The sequence below is a fragment of the Caulobacter segnis genome (genome assembly GCF_023935105.1).
In the GTDB taxonomy this organism is placed as follows: domain Bacteria; phylum Pseudomonadota; class Alphaproteobacteria; order Caulobacterales; family Caulobacteraceae; genus Caulobacter; species Caulobacter segnis_B.
The window spans coordinates 785,749-806,411 of sequence record NZ_CP096040.1; the positions used below are offsets into that span (position 1 = coordinate 785,749).

Below are 20,663 nucleotides of genomic sequence, written 5' to 3' on the forward strand. Positions count from 1 at the left end.
AATTCGCGACGATCAGTGTCCGGCAGCGGCCGAACAGGGATGAGCGCCGTCGCGAAGCCCCTCGACCCACAGCGGCTCGACATAGCGGCCGCCGTCGCGGAAGCCCGGCGCGCAACCCTCGGGCGTGGAGTCGCCCCGGCCGCCGGCGCCGGCCATCACCGACAGGGCGACCGACTGCTGCGAGCCGCCGCGCGTCCGGCCATAACCCGGGCCGTAGCCATAGCCGTAACCGCCGTAATAGCCGCCCCCATAGTAGGGGTCGGCGTAGTAGCCGCCGCGCTTGCCGAAATCGGTCTGCGAGACGGCGACGCCCACGGTGGTGTTTTCCCCGACCGGGATCAGGGCGCTGGCATAGGCGCTGCGATAGCCGCCGGTGCCGACCGACACGCCCATCGAGCCGTGGATCTTGCGCTTGCCGTCCGCGTCCCGATCATCCAGCCGGTCGGCGGGCAGCAGGCCGCGATGGTCCTGGTCCATCGGCGGCGAAGAATAGATGAAGGAGTCGATCTGCTGCTGGGTGGTCAACGGCGGCGTGGCGGCCGTCGCCGCCGGGGCCGGCGGCGCCTGGGCGGCTAGGGCCTCGGCGCTGGGTTTGGCCTGGGCGGTGGCGATGACCTCGTCGTCGGGCGTGGCCGCGAACGCGGGGCCAGCGAGCAGGGCGGCGCCGAAAGCGATGATCGCGAGATGGGGCCGCATGGTACGCTCCACGATGACAGGCCCGGAACTCTAGAGCGCCAAGCCAGCGCAATTAGGGCGCTTTTGTTGCCGCCTGGCAAGCTTGGCCCGTTTCGAAGATATGGGCCGTGTTCAGAGGGTTTCCAGGTCCCTCTGGAGAGACGCCATGTCCGGGGGCAGGGGGGTCTCGAAACGCAGGCTTTCGCCCGTCACCGGATGGACGAAGCCCAGCACGGCCGCGTGCAGGGCCTGGCGCTGGAGGCCCGCCGCCGCGATCGCCTCGCGCACCGCCGTCGCCGGCTGGCCGGCGCCGTAGACGGGATCGCCCAGGCAAGGCGCGCCCTTGCTGGTCAGGTGGACGCGGATCTGGTGGGTGCGACCGGTCTCCAGTCGACAGGCGACCCGCGCGGCCAGCGGCTTGTCGGCAGGACCAAAGGCGGCCTCGACCCGGTAGTGGGTGATCGCCGTCCGGCCGCCCGAGCGCAGCACCGCCATCTTCTTGCGATCGCCGGGCGAGCGGCCGATCTGGGTCTCGATCGTGCCGGCGGGCGGCGAGGGCGCGCCGCGCGTCAGGGCGACGTACAGCCGGTCGATGTCGTGGGTCGAGAACAACTTGGAGAGACCCTTGTGGGCGGAGTCGCTCTTGGCCGCGACCATGACGCCCGAGGTGTCCTTGTCCAGGCGATGGACGATGCCCGGCCGGGCCACGCCGCCCACGCCCGACAGGCTGGCGCCGCAATGGTGCAGCAGGGCGTTGACCAGGGTGCCGTTCGGCGTGCCGGGGGCCGGGTGAACGGCCATGCCGGCGGCCTTGTCGACCACGATCAGGTGTTCGTCCTCGTAGAGGATGGCCAGCGGGATCGCCTGGGGCTCGGGATCGGCGGGGGCCGGCGGCGGGATCAGCAGGCTGTAGGTCCCGGCCCTGGCCTTGCGGGACGCGTCGGCGACCGGCTGGCCGTCCAGCGTCAGGCGGCCTTCGCCGATCAGGGCCTGCAGGCGGGCGCGGGACAGGTCGGGGAACAGCGGGGCCAGCACCTTGTCCAGCCGCTGGCCGGACAGGGCTTCGGGCAGGTCGGCGGTCAGGATTTCGCCTTCGCCGTCGCCCGGTTCGGCGGCGCCGGCGTCGAGGATGTCGTCATCCAGAGTTTCGTCCACGCCATCCACCGGGGTTTCATAACTCCGTCATACGCTCGTCGCGTCGCCGACATCGGCCTTGCCTAGGGCCGGGGTCGAGTTTCGTATTCGGGGGATAGTCGATGCGCGCCTTTCGCACCACCACGCTGTTGACCGCCAGCCTTCTGGCCCTGGCCGCCGCCGCGCCGGCGTTCGCGGCGGACGCGACGCCAGCGGACAACAACGAGCAGAACACCAGCCTGGGCGAGGTGGTCATCACCGCCCAGAAGCGCGCCCAGGATCCGGTCGAGGTGCCGATCGCCGTCACCGCCTATTCCGGCAAGTTCCTGGAGGCCATCGGCGTCAAGGCGTTCGACGAGCTGTCGGCCTTCACCCCCGGCTTCCTGGTGCAGAACCAGTCGAACAACAACTCCGGCTTCGTGATGCGCGGCATCACCTCCGACAGCGGCTCGGCCACCGACGAGACGCGAGTGTCGATCTATCAGGACGGCGTGCCGATCTCGCGCTCGCGCGGCTCGTATGTCGAGCTGTTCGACATGGAGCGGGTCGAGGTGGCCAAGGGGCCGCAGTCGACCCTGTTCGGGCGCGGCGCCCTGATCGGGGCGGTGAACCTGGTGCAGAACAAGGCCAACCCCGCAAGCTTCGACTGGGCGGCCAAGGCCGAGGGCGGCACGGGCGGCTATCTGGTCGGCGAGGCGATGGTCAATTTCGCGTTCGAGAACGGCAGCGCCCTGCGCATCGCCGCCCGCACGCGCCAGAACGACGGCTACGTCAAGGACGCGGCCGGCGGCGACGCCTACAACTCGACCGACACCCAGGCCGTGCGGCTGGCCTACCACCTGGAGCCGGGCAAGCTGAAGCTGGACGTGATAGGCAACTACCAGGTCGACGACACCAGCGGCACCTCGTTCAAGAGCCACACCTTCAACCCGACCAACCCGCTGACCGGCGCGGTGCTGGGCAATACCGACGTCGCCTCGGCCGCCACCCTGTCGGCGGGCGCCGGCTTCGAGGGCGGCAAGCCCCTGGGCCTGGACCGCAAGGTCTACGGTCTGACGGCCCTGGCCGAGTACGAGATCAGCGACAGCCTGACCCTGTCGTCGATCACCGCCACCCGCGCCTTCCACTCCAACGAAGTCTTCGATCCGGACGGCACGAGCCTGCCGATCCTGACCTTCGCCGAGGACGCCCAGGGCCGCCAGCAGAGCCAGGAACTGCGCCTGCGCTATGACGCCGGCGGCCGCTTCTCGGGCTTCGTCGGGGCCAACTATTTCCACGAGACCGGCTCGTGGCGCATTCCCGGCCAGTTCGACGAGCGCCTGGTCCTGGCCCTGCTGGCGGGCAACACGCCGCTGGGCATCAGCCGTCCGAACCCCCAGCCGCTGGCCGTGCTGACCAACCCGACCTACCTGGCCACGGTGCTGCAGCTGGGCTTCGGCATTCCGGCCTCGATCGCGCCGGGCATCGTCTCGAACCTGAAGCCCGTCCATCGCGAGGAATTCGCCAACTACGGCGAGAACACCGCCTACGACGTCTATGCCGACGGCACGTTCAAGCTGACGGACAAGTTCGAGGTCACGGCGGGCATCCGCTACACCAGCGAGGACCGCTGGGCCGCTTATCGCTCGACCGTGCAGAACGGGCGCTCGATCCTGGGCATCCTGCTGGCCGCCCCGACCCCGACCAACCTGTTCCTGGCCGCCCAGCCGAACGCGGTGAACAACGCGGCGCTGCCGATCGTGGGCCTGATCGCCCAGCCGACGACCAACAACGGCGACACCTTCAGCAAGTCGATCGACGACAGCGGCCTGACCTGGCGCCTGGTCGGCCGCTACGCCGCGTCGGAGAACCTGAGCCTCTACGCCTCGTACGCTCGCGGTCGCCGTCCGGACGTGATCTCGGCCAGCGCGCCGGCCACGGCCCTGGGCGAGGCCCGCTTCAACGTCGTGGCCTCCGAGACGGTCGACAGCTACGAGGCCGGCGCCAAGGGCAAGCTGCTGGACGGTCGCCTGTACCTGTCGGGCTCGGTGTTCCGCTACGACTACGACAACTTCGCCACCAGCTTCCGCCAGGGCGCGCAGGTGGTGACCCTGAACGCCGGCAAGGCCAAGGCCTACGGCTTCGAAGGCGAGGCCCGCCTGCAGGCCGGCGAGTTCTGGACCCTGTTCGGCACCTACGCCTACAACCACGCCCGGCTGGAGAGCGGCCTGCGCGCGGGCAACCACTTCCGCCTGTCGCCCGACCAGACCTTCTCGGTCGGCGCCGCGTTCAGCCGCGAGGCCCTGGGCGGCAAGCTGACCTTCACCCCGACCTATACCTGGCGCTCGAAGATGTTCTTCGACGACGACAACGATCGCTCGGACCTGCAGTCGGCGGGCCTGTTCCCCGACACCCAGGTCGACGAGTTCCAGAACGCTTATGGTCTCTTGAACGTCCGCCTGGGCTTCGGCGCGGTCGACGATCGCTGGAAGGTCGAGGCCTTCGTCGAGAACCTGGCCGACGAGAAGTACCTGAAGGACGCCGGCAACACCGGCGACAGCTTCGGCATCCCGACCTTCATCGCCGGGAAGCCGCGCTTCATGGGCGTGGGCGTCACGTTCCGCCGCTAGTCCGCGTGCGCGCCGTCATGCCGCAAGGGACGGATGACGGCGCGAACGTCCTGTTGTTTCGTGCAGCGTAACCGTATCGGGAGGGCCGTCCGTGAAGATCGATCGTCGTAAGGTTCTGGGCCTTCTGGGCCTGTCGGGCGCCGCCGCCGGCGAGGCGGTCGCCGCGCCGGTGAACGACTACAAGGGGCCGGTGGCCTTCGAGCACGGCGTGGCCAGTGGCGATCCCGCGCCGACCGCCGTCGTCTTCTGGACCCGGGTGACGCCCAAGGACGCGACGACGGGCGACGTCGTCCTGGAGCTCGAGGTCGCCGCCGATCCCGACTTCAAGACCCTCGTCACCAAGGCTAGCGGCCTGCGCGCCCGCGCCAGCCGCGACTGGACGGTCAAGCACGACCTGGACGGCGGCGCGCTGAAGCCGGGAACCGAGTACTGGTACCGCTTCAAGGCCCCCAAGCAAGAAGGCGGCGTCGTGACGTCGCCGGTCGGTCGCACGCGCACTCTGCCGACGGGCCAGATCAAGGACGTCGTGTTGGCGGTGGCGTCGTGCAGCCTCTATCCGAACGGCTACTTCAACGCCTACGACGCCATCGCCAAGCTGGATCGCGTCGACGCGGTGCTGCACCTGGGCGACTACATCTACGAGTACGGCGGCGCGCCCAAGGACTACGGCATGAACTCGCCGGTCGCGAAGTCGCGCATGCCCCAGCCGGTCCACGAGATCGTCACCCTGGCCGACTATCGCGCCCGCCACGCCCAGTACAAGACCGACCCCGCCCTGCAGGCCGCCCACGCCCGGGCGCCGTGGATCGTGGTCTGGGACGATCACGAGACCGCCAACGACAGCTGGATCGGTGGGGCCGAGAACCACGATCCCAAGACCGAAGGCGACTGGGCGACGCGCAAGGCCGCGGCGCTGAAGGCCTATTACGAGTGGATGCCGATCCGCGACGCGGCGCCCGGGACCCTGCCGGAGGCCGCCTGGCGCGGCTTCCAGTTCGGCGATGTCGCCAGCCTGCTGATGGTCGAAACCCGGCTGTCGGCCCGCACGCACCAGCTGGACTACGACGTCGACATGCCGGTGGTCGATGGCAAGCCCGACGTCGCCGCCTTCATCGCCAAGTGGAAGGACGCCACCCATCGGATGATGGGCGAGAAGCAGGAGCAGTGGCTGGCCAGCCAGGTCGGCGCCTCGACCAAGGCCGGAACGGCCTGGCAGGTGCTGGGCAACCAAGTGGTCATGGCCCGCGTCGCCCCGCCGGACCTGAAGAAGACCATGGGCGCGGACGCCTACGCGGCGATGCTGGCCAAGCTGCCGGACTACGCCCGCAAGCGCGTGGACCAGACGGTGGCCATGGCCGCTTATGACATCCCCTCGAACCTGGACGCCTGGGACGGCTATCCGGCCGACCGCCAGCGGGTCTACGACATCCTGACCGCCGCCAAGGCCCGGCCGATCGTGCTGGCCGGCGACAGCCACATGTTCTGGGCCAACGAGCTGTGGGACGACGCGGGCAAGACCCGCGTGGCGGCCGAGTTCGGCGCGACCTCGGTGACCTCGCCGGGCTATGGCGACGTTCTGCCGGGCGTGCCCCTGGGCGAGGCCTTCGCTCAGCGGAACCGGGAAGTGAAATATGCTCATCCCAGCGCCAAGGGCTACCTGCTGTTGACCCTGGAGCATGGCAAGGCGACTGGCGAGCTGATCGCCGTGTCGACGATCTTCGAGCCCCAGTACGAGACCAGCGTGCTGAAGCGCTTCGTGGTCACGCCGGCCAGCGGCGGCGGCGTCGAGGCGCTGAAGGAGGCGTAGCATCTTCTCTCTCCTCCCCCCTCGGGGGAGGTGGCCCGGAGGGCCGGAGGGGGCAGCACGGCCGATGCCGAGTAGGCCCCCTCAGTCGCTCCGCGACAGCTCCCCAGAGGGGGAGCAGAGTTTCGAACTACCGCCGCTCCAGCGCCAGGCGCAGGCCGAACGCCACGAACACGCAGCCGGTCACCCGGTCCAGCCATTGGACCACGATCGGCACGCGCAGCAGGCCGGCGATCGGCACCGTGGCGGCGATTAGGGCGGCGAACCACAGCAGGCCCAGCACTACGTGGATGCCCGCCAGCAGCAGGCCGAACCGCGCCGGATCCACCCCGGCCGGGATGAACTGGGGCAGGAACGAGACGTAGAAGATCCCGACCTTGGGATTGAGCAGATTGGTCAAGAGGCCCCGGCGCAGGGCCGCGACCGGGCCGGCGTCGACAGGTTTCATCTCGCCCGGCTCGAACTGGTCGCGGGGCTTGAGGATCATCTTGATCCCGGTCCAGGTCAGGAATAGAGCGCCCATCCATTTCAGGACGGTGAAGGCCATTTCCGAGGCGGTCAGCAGCGCGCCGACCCCGAACGCCGCCGCCGCGCCCCAGATGAAGCAGCCCAGGCCGATGCCGATCGCCGCCCCGGTGGCCCGTCGGGGTCCCTCGGCGGCGGCGGTGCGGATCACCAGCGCCGTGTCCAGGCCCGGCGTCAGGGTCAGCAGACCGGCGGCCAGGGTGAAGGCGATCAGGGCTTCAGGCGTGGTCATGGCCATCCTTCTCCCTTGGGGGGGGCTCCCGTTCGATCAGCTTCCCGTCTTCCCAGACGCGATAGAAGCATGAGCGGAACCCGACGTGGCAGGCGCCGCCGTCGCCGCGCGGGCGCACCTTGATCAGCACCGCGTCCTGGTCGCAGTCGACCCGCAGCTCGACCACGTCCTGCAGCTGGCCGCTGGTCTCGCCCTTCTTCCACAGTTCGCCCCGCGAGCGGCTGAAGTAGTGGGCGATACCGGTCTCGACCGTCAGCTTCAGGGCCTGGTCGTTCATCCAGGCCAGCATCAGGATCTCGCCGGTGTCGGCGTGCTGGGCCACCGCCACGACCAGGCCGTCGGCGTTGAAGCGGGGCGCGAGGGCCGAGCCGCGCTCCAGGTCGTGCTTGCTGTGGGCTTCGGGGAACAGGTCGGTGCTCATGGCGCCACATATGGCGCAGGCCTGGAGCCTGCGCTAGCTTCCGCCTCGCTTGCGAGGGGCGAGATGAATCTCAAGGACCGTATCAAGGCCGCCGTCGCGGCGCTGGACGACAGGGCCAGGCCTTGGGCGCGGCGCTCGCGCTGGAACGGCTATGCCTACGAGTTCCTGCTGTTCGGGCTGAAGCAGGCCTGGGCCTGCCTGTTCGGCGGCCTGATGCTGGCCCTGTTGGTCGGCACGCATCTGTTCTGGCCGTCGAACGCGCCGCTGGCGCGGTACGACTTCCTGGTCATCGCCTCGGTCGCCATCCAGGCCATGTTGCTGGCCCTGAAGCTGGAGCGCTGGGACGAGGCGCTGGTCATCTTCATGTTCCATGTCGTCGGCACGATCATGGAGCTGTTCAAGACCGCCCACGGCTCGTGGATCTATCCCGAACCCAGCATCTTACGGATCGGCGGCGTGCCGCTGTTCACCGGCTTCATGTACGCCTGCGTCGGCAGCTACATCGCCCGCATCTGGCGGCTGTTCGACATCACCTTCGAGCGCTATCCGCCGTTCTGGAGCACCCACATCCTGGCGGTGCTGATCTACGCCAACTTCTTCACCCACCACTATATGATCGACCTGCGGGTGGGGCTGTTCGCCCTGTCGGTGGTCCTGTTCGGCCGGACCTGGTTCGTGTTCACGCCCGGCCAGAGCCCGCGCCGCATGCCGATGCTGATGGGCGCGGTCCTGGTGTCGCTGTTCATCTGGTTCGCCGAGAACCTTGGCACCTTCGCCGGGGCCTGGATCTATCCCAGCCAGGCCAAGGGGTGGCACATGGTGCCGTTCGAGAAGATGGGCGCCTGGTACCTGCTCATGCTGATCAGCTTCGTGCTGGTGACGCTGGTCCACCGCCCGGTCGACGCGTGCGTGGCCAAGATCCGCGAAGCGATCAAGGCGGCGGCTTAGGCTTTAGAAACTGCCCCATTGGGGGAGCTGTCGCGGAGCGACTGAGGGGGCATCGCCGGCTGATGCCGCGCTGCCCCCTCCGGCCCTCTGGGCCACCTCCCCCGAAGGGGAGGAGAAATCCTGATCTACTTCTTCACCAGGTCCATGAACCGCTGCTGCAGGACCTTGTCGGTCTTGAACACGCCGCGGAACTGGGTGGTGATCGTCGAGACGTCGTGGTGGCGCACACCGCGGGTCGACATGCACTGGTGTTCGGCGTCGATCAGCACGGCGACGCCGGCGGCGCTGAGATGGTCCTCGATGGCGTCGGCGATCTGCATGGTCATGGTCTCCTGGGTCTGGAGACGCTTGGCGAAGATCTCGACCAGGCGGGCCAGCTTGGAGAGCCCGACGACCTTGCCGGTCGGCATGTAGGCCACCCAGGCCTTGCCCAGGAACGGGGCCATGTGGTGTTCGCAGTGGCTCTGCACGTCGATGCCGCGCAGCATGACCATGTCGTCATAGCCCTGCACGTCCTCGAAGGTGCGCGACAGCTCCTTGGCCGGATCGCCGTGATAGCCGGCGAACCATTCGCCATAGGCCTCGACGACGCGCTCGGGCGTGTCCAGCAGGCCTTCGCGGTCCGGATTGTCGCCGGCCCAGGCCAGCAGGGTGCGGACGGCGGCCATGGCCTCGTCCTTGGTGGGGCGCTGGGCGGGTTCAAGATCAAGACCGTTGTCATCGACACCGATCAGGGTTCGCTCGCGGGTCAGTGCGTCCATGTCTTGAGGGGGTCTTTCCACGGGCTGAGTTGCGCCAGGACGCCGGTCGTCCTGGAATGACGCGTGCCACCCGTTTCACCGAATACGGTCGAAGCGTCGCGACGGACGTATCGTTGGGCGTGGCCCTCACCGTATCTGAAGGATATATGGGGCCGGCTCCGTTCCGGGGCAACACCTCCTTTACGTCAGGCTGCCGCGACTCAATGACCCTGAAGATCCACGACACCATGGCGCGCGAGAAGCGCGACTTCGTTCCCGCCGATCCCAAGCGGGTGACGATGTATGTCTGCGGTCCGACGGTCTACAATTACGCCCACATCGGCAATTTCCGGCCCGTGGTGGCCTTCGACGTGCTGTATCGCGTGCTGCGCCACCTCTATGGCGAAGAGGCGGTGGTCTATGCGCGCAACGTCACGGACGTCGACGACAAGATCAACAAGAAGGCCGCCGACGAAGGCGTCGAGATCAAGGTCATCACCGACCGCTACCTGGCCGCCTACCACCAGGACGCCGACGCCCTGGGCGCGTTGCGACCGAACCTGGAGCCCAAGGCCACCGACCATATCGGCGCCATCGTCGAGATGATCGGCAAGCTGGTCGACAATGGCTCGGCCTACGCCGCCGAGGGCCACGTGCTGTTCGACACCCAGAGCTTCGCCGACTACGGCCAGCTCTCTGGACGTCCTTTGGACGAGATGATCGCCGGTGCCCGCGTCGAGGTCGCGCCCTACAAGCGCCACCCGGCCGACTTCGTGCTGTGGAAGCCGTCCAAGGCGAACGAGCCCGAGTGGGACAGCCCCTGGGGCGCGGGCCGTCCGGGCTGGCACATCGAGTGCTCGGCCATGATCGACAAGTCGCTGGGCACGACGATCGACATCCACGCCGGCGGCATCGACCTGACCTTCCCGCACCACGAGAACGAGGTGGCCCAGAGCCGCTGCGCGCATGATCACGCGCCGCTCGCCAACTACTGGATGCACAACGGCTTCCTCGACATGAGCGGGGAGAAGATGTCCAAGAGCCTGGGCAATGTGATCATCCCGCACGAGCTGCTGAAGACGACGCCGGGCGAGGTGATCCGCTGGGCGCTGCTGTCGGCTCACTACCGCCAGCCGCTGGACTGGACGCCTGAGCTGATCGAACAGTCGAAGAAGTCACTGGACCGCCTGTACGGCGCCCTGCGTCGGGCCAAGGACGTCGCCCCCGACCAGGCCATGGAGACCCCGGCCGACACCCTCGCTGCTCTGCTGGACGACCTCAACACCCCGCTGGCCGCCTCGACCCTGTTCGAGGTGTCGAGCCTGATCGAGAAGGCGGTGACGGCCGGCGACACCGTCGCCATCGCCGCCAACAAGGCCCGCCTGTTGGAGGCCGGCGCCCTGCTGGGCTTCCTGCAGGCCGATCCGGACAGCTGGTTCGAGGGCGACGCCTCCGACGAGCTGAAGGCCCAGGTCGAGGACCTGCTGGCCCGACGTGTCGCCGCGCGCGCCGCCAAAGACTGGACCGCCGCCGACGCCATCCGCGCCGAGCTCGACGCTCTGGGCGTGGTGGTCATGGACGGTCCCGCCGGCGCGACCTGGCGGATGAAGGACTGAGGTCGCGAACGATGAAGCGTGCTGTCGAACACCGCATCGGGGTCCAGGCCCCCGCCGAGATCGTCTGGGAGGTCGTTTCCGAGTTCGAGACCTGGCATCACTGGAACCCGCTGTACCGCAAGGCCGAGGGCCAGATGAAGATCGGCACGGCCCTGACGCTGGAGCAGCACCTGCCCGGCCAGCCAGCCACGGTCATCGCCCCGATCGTCCAGGACTGGGTGCCGTACGAACAGTTGCACTGGCGCTCCACGCGCCTGGGCGGGTTCGTCACCGCCATCCGCTATCTCGAGATCGAGGACATGGGGCCCAGCAACTCGACGTTCTCGAACGGCGAGCTGTTCATGGGCCTCTTGCTGCGCTTCGTCAGTCGTGACGAGCGCCGCGCGCTGAAGGCCGCCTTCACCCAGATGGGCGAGGCCGTCCGCGATCGCGCCGAGGCCATCTGGTCCGAGCGGTCCGGGAACACCATCTAAGGCGCGCCCTATCTTAAGGCTTGGGATGATCGACGACCTCTACAGCGCCAAGATCCTGACGCTCGTGGCCAACATGCCGCGCAGCGGTCGGCTGGCCGCGCCGCACGCCAGCGCCGAGAAGACGGCCAAGCTGTGTGGCAGCCGGATCGTCGTCGACGTGACGCTACAGGACGGCAAGGTGGCCGACTTCGCCCAGGAGGTTTCGGCCTGCGCCCTGGGCCAGGCGGCCGCCGCGATCCTGGGCGCCAACGTGGTCGGCGCGGAACTTTCCGACATCGAGTTGGCGCGGGACTCTCTGCGCGCTATGCTGAAAGCGAACGGTTCGCCTCCCGCGGGCCGGTTTGCGGAGCTCGCCGTGCTGGAGCCGGTCAAGGACTATCCCGCCCGTCACGCCTCGACGCTGCTGGCGTTCGAGGCGACGGTCGAGGCTGTCCGGAAGGCCACAGGCGTCGGTGAAACGCGAACTAGCACCGCCGGCGCGGCTTGATCCCCTCGAATTGGGGGTTAGTACTTTACTGGACTAACAGTCGCGCGCCGGCATGACCCTCTACGAACGCACCGTCGACCTGGGCCTGCGAGCCTACAAGTTGACGCTATCGCCTCTCATCGGGCGGCAGTGCCGTTTCGCGCCGAGTTGTTCGGAGTACGCGGCGGCCGCCCTCAAGGATCATGGCCCGCTCAAGGGTTCCTGGTTGGCGTTGCGACGGATCTGCCGCTGCAATCCGTTGGGTGGTTCGGGGTATGATCCCCCGCCGCCGGGACGTCAGCCACGCAAGTGGATATGTGAAGAATGATCGATCTGGTTTTCCCCGACGGCTCCTCCCGTCAGTACCCCGATGGTTCGACGGGGCGTGACGTCGCCGCAGCCATCTCCAAGTCGCTGGAAAAGAAGGCGCTGCTGATCAAGCTGGACGGCCAGGTGCTGGACCTGGATCGCCCGCTGACGCCCGACCTGCTGGGCGGCGAGCGCAAGTTCGAGATCCTGACGCGCGAGGCGCCCGAGGCCCTCGACACCATCCGCCACGACACGGCCCACGTGCTGGCCGAAGCGGTGCAGGAGCTGTTCCCCGGCACCCAGGTGACGATCGGCCCGAACGTCGAGGACGGCTTCTACTACGACTTCGCCCGCGAAGAACCGTTCAGCCTGGACGATCTGGAAACGATCGAGAAGCGCATGAAGGAGATCGTCGATCGCGACGAGAAGATTACGCGCGAGGTCTGGGACCGCGACGAGGCGATCAAGCACTTCGACGGCATCGGCGAGCAGTACAAGGCCCAGATCATCCGTGACCTGCCGGGCACGGACACGATCACGGTCTATCGCCAGGGGAACTGGGAGGACCTGTGCCGGGGTCCCCACCTGCCGTCGACGAAGCACGTCGGCAAGGCGTTCAAGCTGACCAAGCTGGCCGGTGCCTACTGGCGCGGCGACCAGAACAACGCCCAGCTGCAGCGCATCTACGGCACGGCCTGGGCCTCGGAAGCCGACCTGGACGCGTACCTGAAACGCATCGAGGAAGCCGAGAAGCGCGATCACCGCAAGCTGGGCAAGACGATGGACCTCTTCCACATCCAGGAAGAGGGCAAGGGCATGGTGTTCTGGCACGCCAAGGGCTGGGCCCTGTACCGCGTGCTCGAGGACTACATGCGTCGTCGCCTGGATGCGGCCGGCTACAAGGAAGTGAAGACGCCCCAGATCCTCGACAAGAGCCTGTGGGAGAAGTCGGGCCACGCCGAGAAGTTCGGCCACGCCATGTTCATGTGCGAGAGCGCCGAGGGCGAAGTCCTGGCGGTCAAGCCGATGAACTGCCCCGGCCACATCCAGATCTTCAACGTCGGCCAGAAGAGCTATCGCGAGCTGCCGCTGCGGATGGCCGAGTTTGGCGCCTGCCACCGCTACGAGCCGTCGGGCGCCATGCATGGCATCATGCGGGTGCGCGCCTTCACGCAGGACGATGCGCACATCTTCTGCCGCGAAGAGCAGGTCACGGAGGAAAGCGCCCGGTTCATCGAACTGTTGCGCTCGGTCTATAGCGATCTGGGCATGACGCTGGCCGATACCAAGTTCTCGACGCGTCCTGAACTGCGCGCCGGCACGGATGAGGTCTGGGACAAGGCCGAGGCCGCCTTGTCAGAGGCCGCCGAAGCCGCGGGCGAGACCTTGGTGCTTCAGCCAGGTGAAGGCGCCTTCTACGGCCCGAAGCTAGAGTTCTCGCTGAAAGACGCCATTGGTCGAGTTTGGCAGTGTGGCACGCTGCAACTTGATTTCGTTTTGCCGGAACGATTGGACGCTGAGTACGTTTCGGAGGATGGTTCGAAGAAGCGTCCGGTGATGCTTCACCGAGCGATCTTGGGGTCTTTCGAGCGTTTCATCGGCATCCTTCTGGAAAACTTCGCTGGTGCCCTGCCCGTGTGGCTGGCGCCGACGCAGGTGGTCGTGGCCACGATCACATCCGACGCCGACGCATACGCCCTTGAGGTCGTCGAGAAATTGACGAAGCTGGGGATGCGCGCGGAAGTGGATCTGCGTAATGAGAAGATCAACTACAAGATTCGCGAGCACAGCCTCGCCAAGGTGCCCGTGATCGCCGTGGTCGGACGCAAGGAAGCCGAGACGGGGCAGCTGGCCCTGCGTCGCCTCGGCGGCGAAGGCCAGAGCATACTGTCGCTGGATGAAGCGCTCCGCGTGCTGAAGTCCGACGCCACCCCGCCCGACATCAAGCGCGCCCAGGGCGTCGCCCAGCCCATCGTCGGAGAGGCCGCGACCGCCTGATGAACAGTATCCTTCCGTCCGCTTCGACCCTGGCCGTGGGCGCCCGTCCGGCTCGTCCGAACGTGTCCGTGGTGATGGTCGTCTATCGGACGGGGGAGGCGCTGGCCGAGAGTATCCGTCACGTGCTGGCCGAGCCGCTTGTCGACGAGTTCGTCATTATCGACAACGGCTCGTCCTCGCGCGACGAGGACATGCTGCGCTCGCTGGCCCTGACCGAGCCGCGCGTCGTGCTCAAGCAGGGCCACGGCAACATCGGCTTCGCGCGCGGCGCCAACCTGGGCGCCAGCACGGCGGGCGGCGAATACATCGTCTTCCTCAATCCCGACGCCAATCTGCGGCCTGGCTGCGTGGCGGCGCTGGTCACGGCCTTCAAGGGCCAGCCGACGCCGACCGTGGTGGGCGCGCGGGTGCTGAACATCGACGGCACCGAACAGCGCGGCGGCCGCCGGGGCGAGGTCACGCCGATGAGCACGGTGCTGACCTTCGGCCAGTTCACCCGCCGCCATCCGCAACTGGCCGGTTTCGAGATCCATCGCGAGAACGAGCCGCTGCCGCGCGGTCCGGCGCCGATGCCGACCATCTCCGGCGCCTGCTTCGCCATGCGCCGCCGCGACTTCGAGGCCCTGAGCGGCTTCGACGAGGGCTATTTCCTGCACGTCGAGGACATCGACCTGTGCTGGCGGGCCCGCCGGGCCGGCGGCCAGGTGCTGTTCCAGCCCGAGGCCGAGGTCGTCCACCTGGGCCACACCAGCCAGGAGCATCCGCTGAAGGTCGAGTTCCACAAGGGCGTGGGCCTGAGCCGCTACTTCATCAAGCGCGCCGACAGCCTGCAACTGTTCGCGGCTGCCGTGGCGCTGGCCCCGGCCATCATGCTGATGTCGATCTTCCGCCCGCTGCTGTGGAAGATGACGGGGCGACCGATCTAGGAGGGCAGGGGCGGTACGTTGTTTTGCAACGCCGCCTTCGGTATAGGGGACCATGGTTCGCCTACCGCCGTTCTTCGCGCTCCGCGCCCTGGAGGCGGCCGCCCGACACCGCAGCTACACCCGCGCCGGCGAAGAACTTTCCGTCACGCACGGGGCGATCAGCCAGCAGATCCGCCGGCTTGAAGGCGAACTCGGCGCGCGCCTGTTCGAGCGTCGCGGAGGGCAGATGGCCCCCACGCCCGAGGCGCTGCGCCTGGCCCAGGCGATCGGCCGTCACGTCGACGGTCTGACCGCGGCGATCACCGCGTTCGCCGCCGCCGCCGAGCGTGACCCGCTCGTCGTCAGTATCGACAGCCAGTTCGCCAGTCGTTGGCTGCCCCTGCGTTTGCCCGCGCTGCTGGCGGACCCTGCGGGCGCCAATCTGGCTCTGCGCGTCGACGACCAGGTGGCCGATTTCGTGACCGACGGCGTCGACGTCGGCATTCGCTATGGCAAGGGCGACTGGCCGGGCGTCGAGCAACGCCTGTTGTTCATGGAGACGTTGGCCCCGGTCTGCAGTCCGGCCTTTCTGTCGCGCCATCGCATCGACGTCGCCGCCGACCTGCTGGCCGCGCCTCTGATCCATCACCCCCATCGGCCGTGGTCTCTGTGGTTTTCCCGCTTCGACCTGCCGACCCCGCCGCCGTCCGGCATGGTGTTCGACGATTCGCTGATGCTGCTCGACGCGGCGGCGTCGGGTCTGGGCGTCGCACTGGCCCGCGACACGGTCGTGGCTCCGGACCTGGCGTCGGGGCGGCTGGTTCGTCCGTTGGACGATGTGGCGCCCTCAGAGTGCGGCTTCTGGGTCGTCTGGCGTCGCGAAACACGCAAGTCGCGTCGGATCGAGGCTCTGGCCGACTGGCTGGCGCTTCAGGCCGCTCAGGGCGCGCGCCCCTTCGACGGACCTCGGACGACCCGGCGGGACGTCGCGCCGTCCACGGTGTCGGCGTCCGCTGGACACGGCTGACCGGGATCTCCTGCCTGGCGCCGCCCGCTCTCCATTGTTAGGGCGGCTCACAGTCGGTGAGAAAATCTATCGTTCGAACTCAACCGTAAGATCGCCTATCCAGATCGCTGTCGTTCATGGAAATTGTGCAGCGTTTACAGATGCTTGAAGACCAGCTTGCGCCCCGTACGCCGGGGTTTCGGGGCCATCCCGCGCGATCCGGTCCAGGCTTGGCCGAATAGCCAGCCCACGGGGAGAGCGTCGTGGTCCCGCGAGGGCGCGCCTTCCTTCCCGCCTTTTTCCATTCAATCCAGCCGTCGCTTTGACGGCGATGCAAAGCCAATCTGGAGGGCTTCAGGTGCGTCGATATGTGGTCAAATCCGAGAAACCGAATCTTTCCGTGTCGTGGAGAGGCATCGGCGCGATCATCGCCCTTGCGACGATCGCCGGTTTTTTTCTCTGGGTGCTCTTGGATGGAGCAAGCTCCCGAGCGTTGGCGGCGACGTCGACAAAGCCATCAGGCAACTCCCTCGCTGTGGCGGTTCGCGAAACCAACGCTCGATTTAAGGATGTCTCGGTCGCCGTCGCGGAAGGCTATTCGCCCATTCCCTGCACCAGTGGCGTCGATGGCGGCGCGATGGGGGTCCACTACGTCAACGCCAAGTATCTCGAGGACGAAGCCCCCGATATCGGTCGCCCTCAAGCGGTGATGTACGAACCGACTGCGAGCGGGAAGATGGAGCTGGTGGCGGTCGAGTACATCAGCTTCAAGGGACCCGCGTCGCTGAAGGGCCAGCTGTTCAGCTTCACCGGGGCGCCGAACCGCTACGGCCTGAAGCCGTTCTACGAGCTACATGTCTGGGCGTGGCGGCCCAACCCGAAGGGGGTCTTCGCCGACATGAACCCCAATGTGACGTGCGAACACGCGCACATGCACTAGCGAGTCTTGGCCCGGGGTGTTCGCTGCGCGGCGAGCACCTTTGGGTCGAATGCCTGCGCTTCACATCGGCCCGATGGTCTCGAACCGCATCCCGCCCGGTCCCTCGATCGAGGTCGGGGCCTTCAAGCTCTTCGCCGGCAGCATCGCCCGATAGCGCTCATAGACCGCCATGCCCTTGCTTGGCCTCGCGGTCAGGCACAGGTCGTATTCGCCTTCCTTGCCCCACGGCTTGCGTTCGGCGTTCGCCACATCGCGGTCGGCCTTCACGGTGGTCGCCACCTTGTCCGACAGCGCCCGGTCGATCCCTGCGCCGTAGCTCGCGAACTTGAGGGTCACGTCGCAGTGAGCCTCGCCGCCTGAAGTGTCCGCCAGCGGGGCCGTCGCGCAGGCGGCCAGGGCTATCGGCAGGAGCAGGGCGGCCCAATTAGGCGCGCGCGAGCGGATCATGCGGGGAAGTCTCCGGCGCGGGCCAGGGACGAGGCGGGGGCCTTGCCCAGGCGGTCGCTGATCTCGCGGCCGATCGCGATCAGCACGCCCAGGTCGTAACCCGTCTCGAAGCCGGCCCGTTCCAGCATGTAGACCAAGTCCTCGGTGCCGATATTGCCCGTGGCGTTCGGCGCGAACGGGCAGCCGCCCAGGCCGCCGACCGAGGCGTCCAGCACGTCGACGCCCGCCTGGACGCTGGCATAGGCGTTGGCCAGGCCGGTGTTGCGGGTGTCGTGGAAGTGCATGCGCAGGCGCGTGTCGGGCGCGGCGGCGCGCACGGCCTCGATGCGCCGGGTCACGACCCAGGGATCGGCGACGCCGATGGTGTCGGCGATGGCGATCTCGGGGATCCCGAGGGCGGCGGCCTCGCGGGCGATGGCCACGACCTGGTCCTCCGACACCTCGCCGTCGAACGGACAGCCGAAGGCGACCGAGATGGTGGCGGTGATCGGCGGCCCGCCGTCGATGCTCTGGCGCTCGGCGATGGCGGCCAGCGTATCGAGCTGCTGGCTGACCGTCGCGCCCTGGTTGGCGACGCCGAAGCCGTCCGAGGCGCAGACCACGACATTGGCCTCGTCGCAGCCGGTCGAGACGCAGCGCTCCCAGCCGCGCATGTTGAGGACGAGGCCGATGCGCGAATGGACGCGGTCCGGGGACAGGGCGTCCATGATCTCCTCCGCGCCCGCCATCTGCGGCACGCGGTTGGGATTGACGAACGAGACCACCTCGGTCCGCCTGGCGCCGGCGGCTTCCAGCTTGCGGATCAGATCGAGCTTCTCGTCGACCGACAGGATGGCCTTCTCGTTCTGCAGACCGTCGCGCGGCCCGACCTCGACGATCTGGATGAAGCGGCTCATCGCACGGCCTCCTCGCCCGCGGCGTCCTCGGGCGGCTCGACCTGAGGCTCCCCTCGATAGATGGTCAGCTTCTCCTGATCGCCGTCGGAATAGTTCAGGCCCTGGATCGTGGCGACTGGGCGAGGCGTCAGGCCCAGCTCGGCCATGGCGTCGCGGAAGGGCTTTTCCTCGCGGCCCTCGACCACGGCCGGGCGGCCTTCGGACACGGCGTCGGCCGCGCCGACGCCGGTGGTCAGCTCCGTGGCCGTGCCCAGCTGGAAGATCAGGCTGGGCTCGGAATAGCCGGTCAGGGCCACCGGTCCGGCCGCGCCCGAGCGCGGCGACAGCCTGGCGGTGTCGAGGGCGTCGGCGACGTCCTTGGAGAGGAACAGCGGCTCCAGGCGCGGGATCAGGCCGGCGGTCAGGGCAATGTGGGCCGCGACGCCCAGCGCGCCGGCCGTGACCAGGGCCCGCGCGGAATGGTGGCGCAGCAACAGGATCGCGCCGGCGATCCCGGCGGCCAGGGCCAGCAGGGCGGCCAGCGCGGCCCACGCCAGATCGTTGCGGGTCCCGAATTCCTTCTGGCCGTAGACGGCGACGGCGGCCAGCAGCGCGCCCATCAGCACCGACAGGGCGGCCCCGATCCAGCGCGGCCACCGGCCCAGCGGCTCGCGCACGGCCGCGGCCATCAGCATGGCCAGGGCGCCGTAGGCCGGCAGTTCGTAGTGCACCAGCTTGGTCGGCAGGATCTCGAACATCAGCCAGGTCGGGATCAGCCAGCACAGGGCGAAGCGCACGCCCGGTTCCTTGCGCCGGGTCCAGCCCAAGACGAGGCCCGCGGGCAGCAGCAGGGTGGCCGGGAACGACAGCAGCGGGGCCAGCAGGGTGTGGTAGCCGAACGGTCCCGAATGGCCCTCCTGACCGCCCGCCATCTTGGGGGCCAGGTCGCCGCCGATCGCGGTGCCCCAGAACGCGCCGTCGGTGGCCACGGTGATCATCATCGCCCACGGCAGGGTGATGGCCGCGAACAGGATCAGCCCCCAGGTCCAGCCCAGGTCCTTCATCCAACCGGCCTTGCGGTCCCAGATCGCCAGGGCGGCCAGGGCCAGGAACGCGACCAGCAGGCCGACCGGCCCCTTGATCAGCGCCGCGACAGACAAGCCCGCCCAGAAGGCCAGTTTGGCCCACTTGCCGGCTTTCTCGCCGTTCAGGTGGGCGGCGTAGATCCGTGCGAGAGCGGCCATGGCCAGGGTGGTCGAGCCGCACAGGGCCGCGTCGGTCTTGGCGATGAAGGCTTCCGACGACAGCAGGAAGGTCGCGCCCAGGATCGAGCCGGCCAGCAGGCCCGTGCGCGGATCGAACAGCGCCGCCGCGCCCCAGGCGCAGGCCGCCGCCGCCAGCATCGCCCCCAGCAGCGAGGGGATGCGATAGGCCCAGATCCGCCGGTCCTCGGCGTCCGAGAGCGCCTTGACGCTCATCGCCTGCAGCCAGTGGATGCCGACGGGCTTCTTGAAGCGCGGCTGGTCCTGGAACTTGATGACGACGTAGTCGCCGGTCTCCAGCATCTGCGACGTGGCCTGGGCGAAGCGCGACTCGTCGCGGTCCAGCGGCGGCATGGCGAACAGGCCGGGCAGGCCCGCGATCAGGGCCACCAAAGCGGCGAACAGGGGGCCGCGCCAACCGCGGCTCCAGTCATCCAGGCGAGATTCAAGCGTCATGGGCTCTGCTTTAGCACGATCCTTTCGTGTGGAAATTTTTCCGCTATTAGAGGGCGATGAGCTCTACGCCCGAATTCTCTGTTGTCGTTCCCGTCTTCGACGAGGGCGAGGCCGCGCCGAAGCTGGCCCGCGAGATCGCGACCGCCTTCGCAGGCGAAAACTACGAGATGCTCTTCGTCGACGACGCCAGCCGCGACGACACCAAGGCCCGCCTGATCGCCCTGAAGGCCGAGATCCCGCAACTGCGCGTGCTGGGGCACCACAAGAACTCGGGCCAGAGCCGCGCGGTGCGCAGCGGCATCCTGGCCGCGCGCGGGCCGATCATCGTCACCCTGGACGGCGACGGCCAGAACGACCCGGCCGACGCGCCGCGCCTGGCCAAGGCCCTGCGGGCCGGTCCCGCGACCCTGGCGCTGGTCGGCGGCGAGCGCGTCAAGCGCCAGGATTCCAGCGCCAAGCGCTTCGCGTCCAAGTTCGGCAACGGCGTCCGCAAGCGGCTCCTGAAGGACACGGCCAACGACACCGGCTGCGGTCTCAAGGCCTTTCGCCGCGAGGCCTTCCTGCGCCTGCCATACTTCGATCACATCCACCGCTACATCCCGGCGCTGATGCTGCGCGAGGGCTTTGACGTGGCCTTCCAGCCGGTGAACCACCGTCACCGCGAGACGGGCGTGTCGAAGTACACGAACCTCGGCCGCCTCAAGGCCTCGATCTCGGACCTGCTGGGCGTGATGTGGCTGCAGTCGCGGGCCCGCGACCCACAGGGTGTCGACGAGGCCTGACGCCTTGGGCCTAAAGTTTCGAGCCTGTTGATCCTGATCG

The 20,663-nt window shown here is 68.2% G+C and carries 20 protein-coding genes; 12 read left to right on the plus strand and 8 right to left on the minus strand.

Features of this window, described 5'->3' with window-relative positions; translation table 11 throughout:
• Positions 1–12: 12 nt before the first annotated feature.
• Together MZV50_RS03855 and MZV50_RS03860 are read right to left on the minus strand one after the other, a co-directional pair.
• The gene (locus tag MZV50_RS03855) at positions 13–696 is read right to left on the minus strand and encodes a hypothetical protein (protein ID WP_252633101.1); all 684 of its coding nucleotides are present in this window, start codon (positions 694–696) and stop codon (positions 13–15) included.
• 111 nt (positions 697–807) lie between these two features.
• Entirely contained in the window at positions 808–1,839 is a 1,032-nt protein-coding gene (locus MZV50_RS03860; RefSeq protein ID WP_252633102.1) for an RluA family pseudouridine synthase, read from the minus strand.
• A 92-nt stretch (positions 1,840–1,931) separates the two neighbouring features.
• On the opposite strand from MZV50_RS03860, the gene MZV50_RS03865 reads away from it, so the two are divergent.
• Both MZV50_RS03865 and MZV50_RS03870 read left to right on the plus strand, forming a co-directional pair.
• The gene (locus MZV50_RS03865; RefSeq protein ID WP_252633103.1) at positions 1,932–4,418 is read left to right on the plus strand and encodes a TonB-dependent receptor; all 2,487 of its coding nucleotides are present in this window, start codon (positions 1,932–1,934) and stop codon (positions 4,416–4,418) included.
• A 91-nt stretch (positions 4,419–4,509) separates the two neighbouring features.
• Complete coding sequence (locus MZV50_RS03870; RefSeq protein WP_252633104.1) at positions 4,510–6,225, plus strand: alkaline phosphatase D family protein; 1,716 nt, start codon at positions 4,510–4,512, stop codon at positions 6,223–6,225.
• A gap of 127 nt (positions 6,226–6,352) precedes the next feature.
• On the opposite strand, the gene MZV50_RS03875 is transcribed toward MZV50_RS03870, so the two are convergent.
• Positions 6,353–6,979 carry a LysE family translocator gene (locus tag MZV50_RS03875; protein WP_252633105.1) on the minus strand — a complete coding sequence of 209 codons (627 nt, stop codon included), beginning with the start codon at positions 6,977–6,979 and terminating at the stop codon, positions 6,353–6,355.
• On the minus strand, positions 6,966–7,400 hold the full coding sequence (gene hisI, locus MZV50_RS03880; RefSeq protein WP_252633106.1) for a phosphoribosyl-AMP cyclohydrolase: 435 nt from the start codon (positions 7,398–7,400) through the stop codon (positions 6,966–6,968). The genes MZV50_RS03875 and hisI overlap by 14 nt, the downstream gene beginning before the upstream one ends.
• Positions 7,401–7,463: 63 nt before the next feature.
• Here hisI and MZV50_RS03885 point away from each other — a divergent pair, with 63 nt between their 5' ends.
• Positions 7,464–8,348: a DUF817 domain-containing protein gene (locus MZV50_RS03885; protein WP_252633107.1), complete on the plus strand. Its 885-nt coding sequence runs from the start codon at positions 7,464–7,466 to the stop codon at positions 8,346–8,348.
• A gap of 125 nt (positions 8,349–8,473) precedes the next feature.
• On the opposite strand, the gene folE is transcribed toward MZV50_RS03885, so the two are convergent.
• Positions 8,474–9,109: a GTP cyclohydrolase I FolE gene (folE, locus tag MZV50_RS03890; protein WP_252633108.1), complete on the minus strand. Its 636-nt coding sequence runs from the start codon at positions 9,107–9,109 to the stop codon at positions 8,474–8,476.
• Positions 9,110–9,312: 203 nt separating this feature from the next.
• On the opposite strand from folE, the gene cysS reads away from it, so the two are divergent.
• The 8 genes from cysS to MZV50_RS03930 all read left to right on the plus strand — a co-directional run bounded on the left by cysS (position 9,313) and on the right by MZV50_RS03930 (position 16,801).
• Entirely contained in the window at positions 9,313–10,704 is a 1,392-nt protein-coding gene (gene cysS, locus MZV50_RS03895) for a cysteine--tRNA ligase (protein ID WP_252633109.1), read from the plus strand.
• An 11-nt stretch (positions 10,705–10,715) separates the two neighbouring features.
• On the plus strand, positions 10,716–11,177 hold the full coding sequence (locus tag MZV50_RS03900; protein WP_252633110.1) for an SRPBCC domain-containing protein: 462 nt from the start codon (positions 10,716–10,718) through the stop codon (positions 11,175–11,177).
• A gap of 25 nt (positions 11,178–11,202) precedes the next feature.
• A complete protein-coding gene (locus MZV50_RS03905) occupies positions 11,203–11,664 on the plus strand; it encodes an iron-sulfur cluster assembly scaffold protein (protein WP_252633112.1) in 462 nt (153 codons plus the stop codon).
• A gap of 52 nt (positions 11,665–11,716) precedes the next feature.
• Positions 11,717–11,971 carry a membrane protein insertion efficiency factor YidD gene (gene yidD / locus MZV50_RS03910; RefSeq protein ID WP_223392956.1) on the plus strand — a complete coding sequence of 85 codons (255 nt, stop codon included), beginning with the start codon at positions 11,717–11,719 and terminating at the stop codon, positions 11,969–11,971.
• Entirely contained in the window at positions 11,968–13,950 is a 1,983-nt protein-coding gene (gene thrS, locus MZV50_RS03915) for a threonine--tRNA ligase (RefSeq protein ID WP_252633113.1), read from the plus strand. The genes yidD and thrS overlap by 4 nt, the downstream gene beginning before the upstream one ends.
• Positions 13,950–14,876, plus strand: coding sequence for a glycosyltransferase family 2 protein (locus MZV50_RS03920; RefSeq protein WP_252633114.1), 927 nt, complete (start codon positions 13,950–13,952; stop codon positions 14,874–14,876). The genes thrS and MZV50_RS03920 overlap by 1 nt, the downstream gene beginning before the upstream one ends.
• A 52-nt stretch (positions 14,877–14,928) precedes the next feature.
• Complete coding sequence (locus MZV50_RS03925; RefSeq protein WP_252633115.1) at positions 14,929–15,882, plus strand: LysR substrate-binding domain-containing protein; 954 nt, start codon at positions 14,929–14,931, stop codon at positions 15,880–15,882.
• A 337-nt stretch (positions 15,883–16,219) separates the two neighbouring features.
• Positions 16,220–16,801: a hypothetical protein gene (locus tag MZV50_RS03930; protein ID WP_252633116.1), complete on the plus strand. Its 582-nt coding sequence runs from the start codon at positions 16,220–16,222 to the stop codon at positions 16,799–16,801.
• A gap of 60 nt (positions 16,802–16,861) precedes the next feature.
• Here the strand turns inward: MZV50_RS03930 and MZV50_RS03935 are convergent, their stop codons facing one another.
• From MZV50_RS03935 to MZV50_RS03945, 3 genes are read right to left on the minus strand one after another with little or no spacing between them, the layout of a single operon-like run.
• Entirely contained in the window at positions 16,862–17,248 is a 387-nt protein-coding gene (locus MZV50_RS03935) for a hypothetical protein (RefSeq protein ID WP_252633117.1), read from the minus strand.
• On the minus strand, positions 17,245–18,144 hold the full coding sequence (locus MZV50_RS03940) for a hydroxymethylglutaryl-CoA lyase (RefSeq protein ID WP_252633118.1): 900 nt from the start codon (positions 18,142–18,144) through the stop codon (positions 17,245–17,247). Before MZV50_RS03940 ends, MZV50_RS03935 begins: the two co-directional genes overlap by 4 nt.
• Positions 18,141–19,841 carry an ArnT family glycosyltransferase gene (locus tag MZV50_RS03945; RefSeq protein WP_252633119.1) on the minus strand — a complete coding sequence of 567 codons (1,701 nt, stop codon included), beginning with the start codon at positions 19,839–19,841 and terminating at the stop codon, positions 18,141–18,143. Before MZV50_RS03945 ends, MZV50_RS03940 begins: the two co-directional genes overlap by 4 nt.
• Before the next feature lie 56 nt (positions 19,842–19,897).
• Here MZV50_RS03945 and MZV50_RS03950 point away from each other — a divergent pair, with 56 nt between their 5' ends.
• Positions 19,898–20,623 (plus strand): glycosyltransferase family 2 protein, encoded by a 726-nt coding sequence (locus MZV50_RS03950; protein WP_252633120.1) that lies wholly within the window; start codon positions 19,898–19,900, stop codon positions 20,621–20,623.
• The last annotated feature ends 40 nt before the right edge of the window (positions 20,624–20,663 follow it).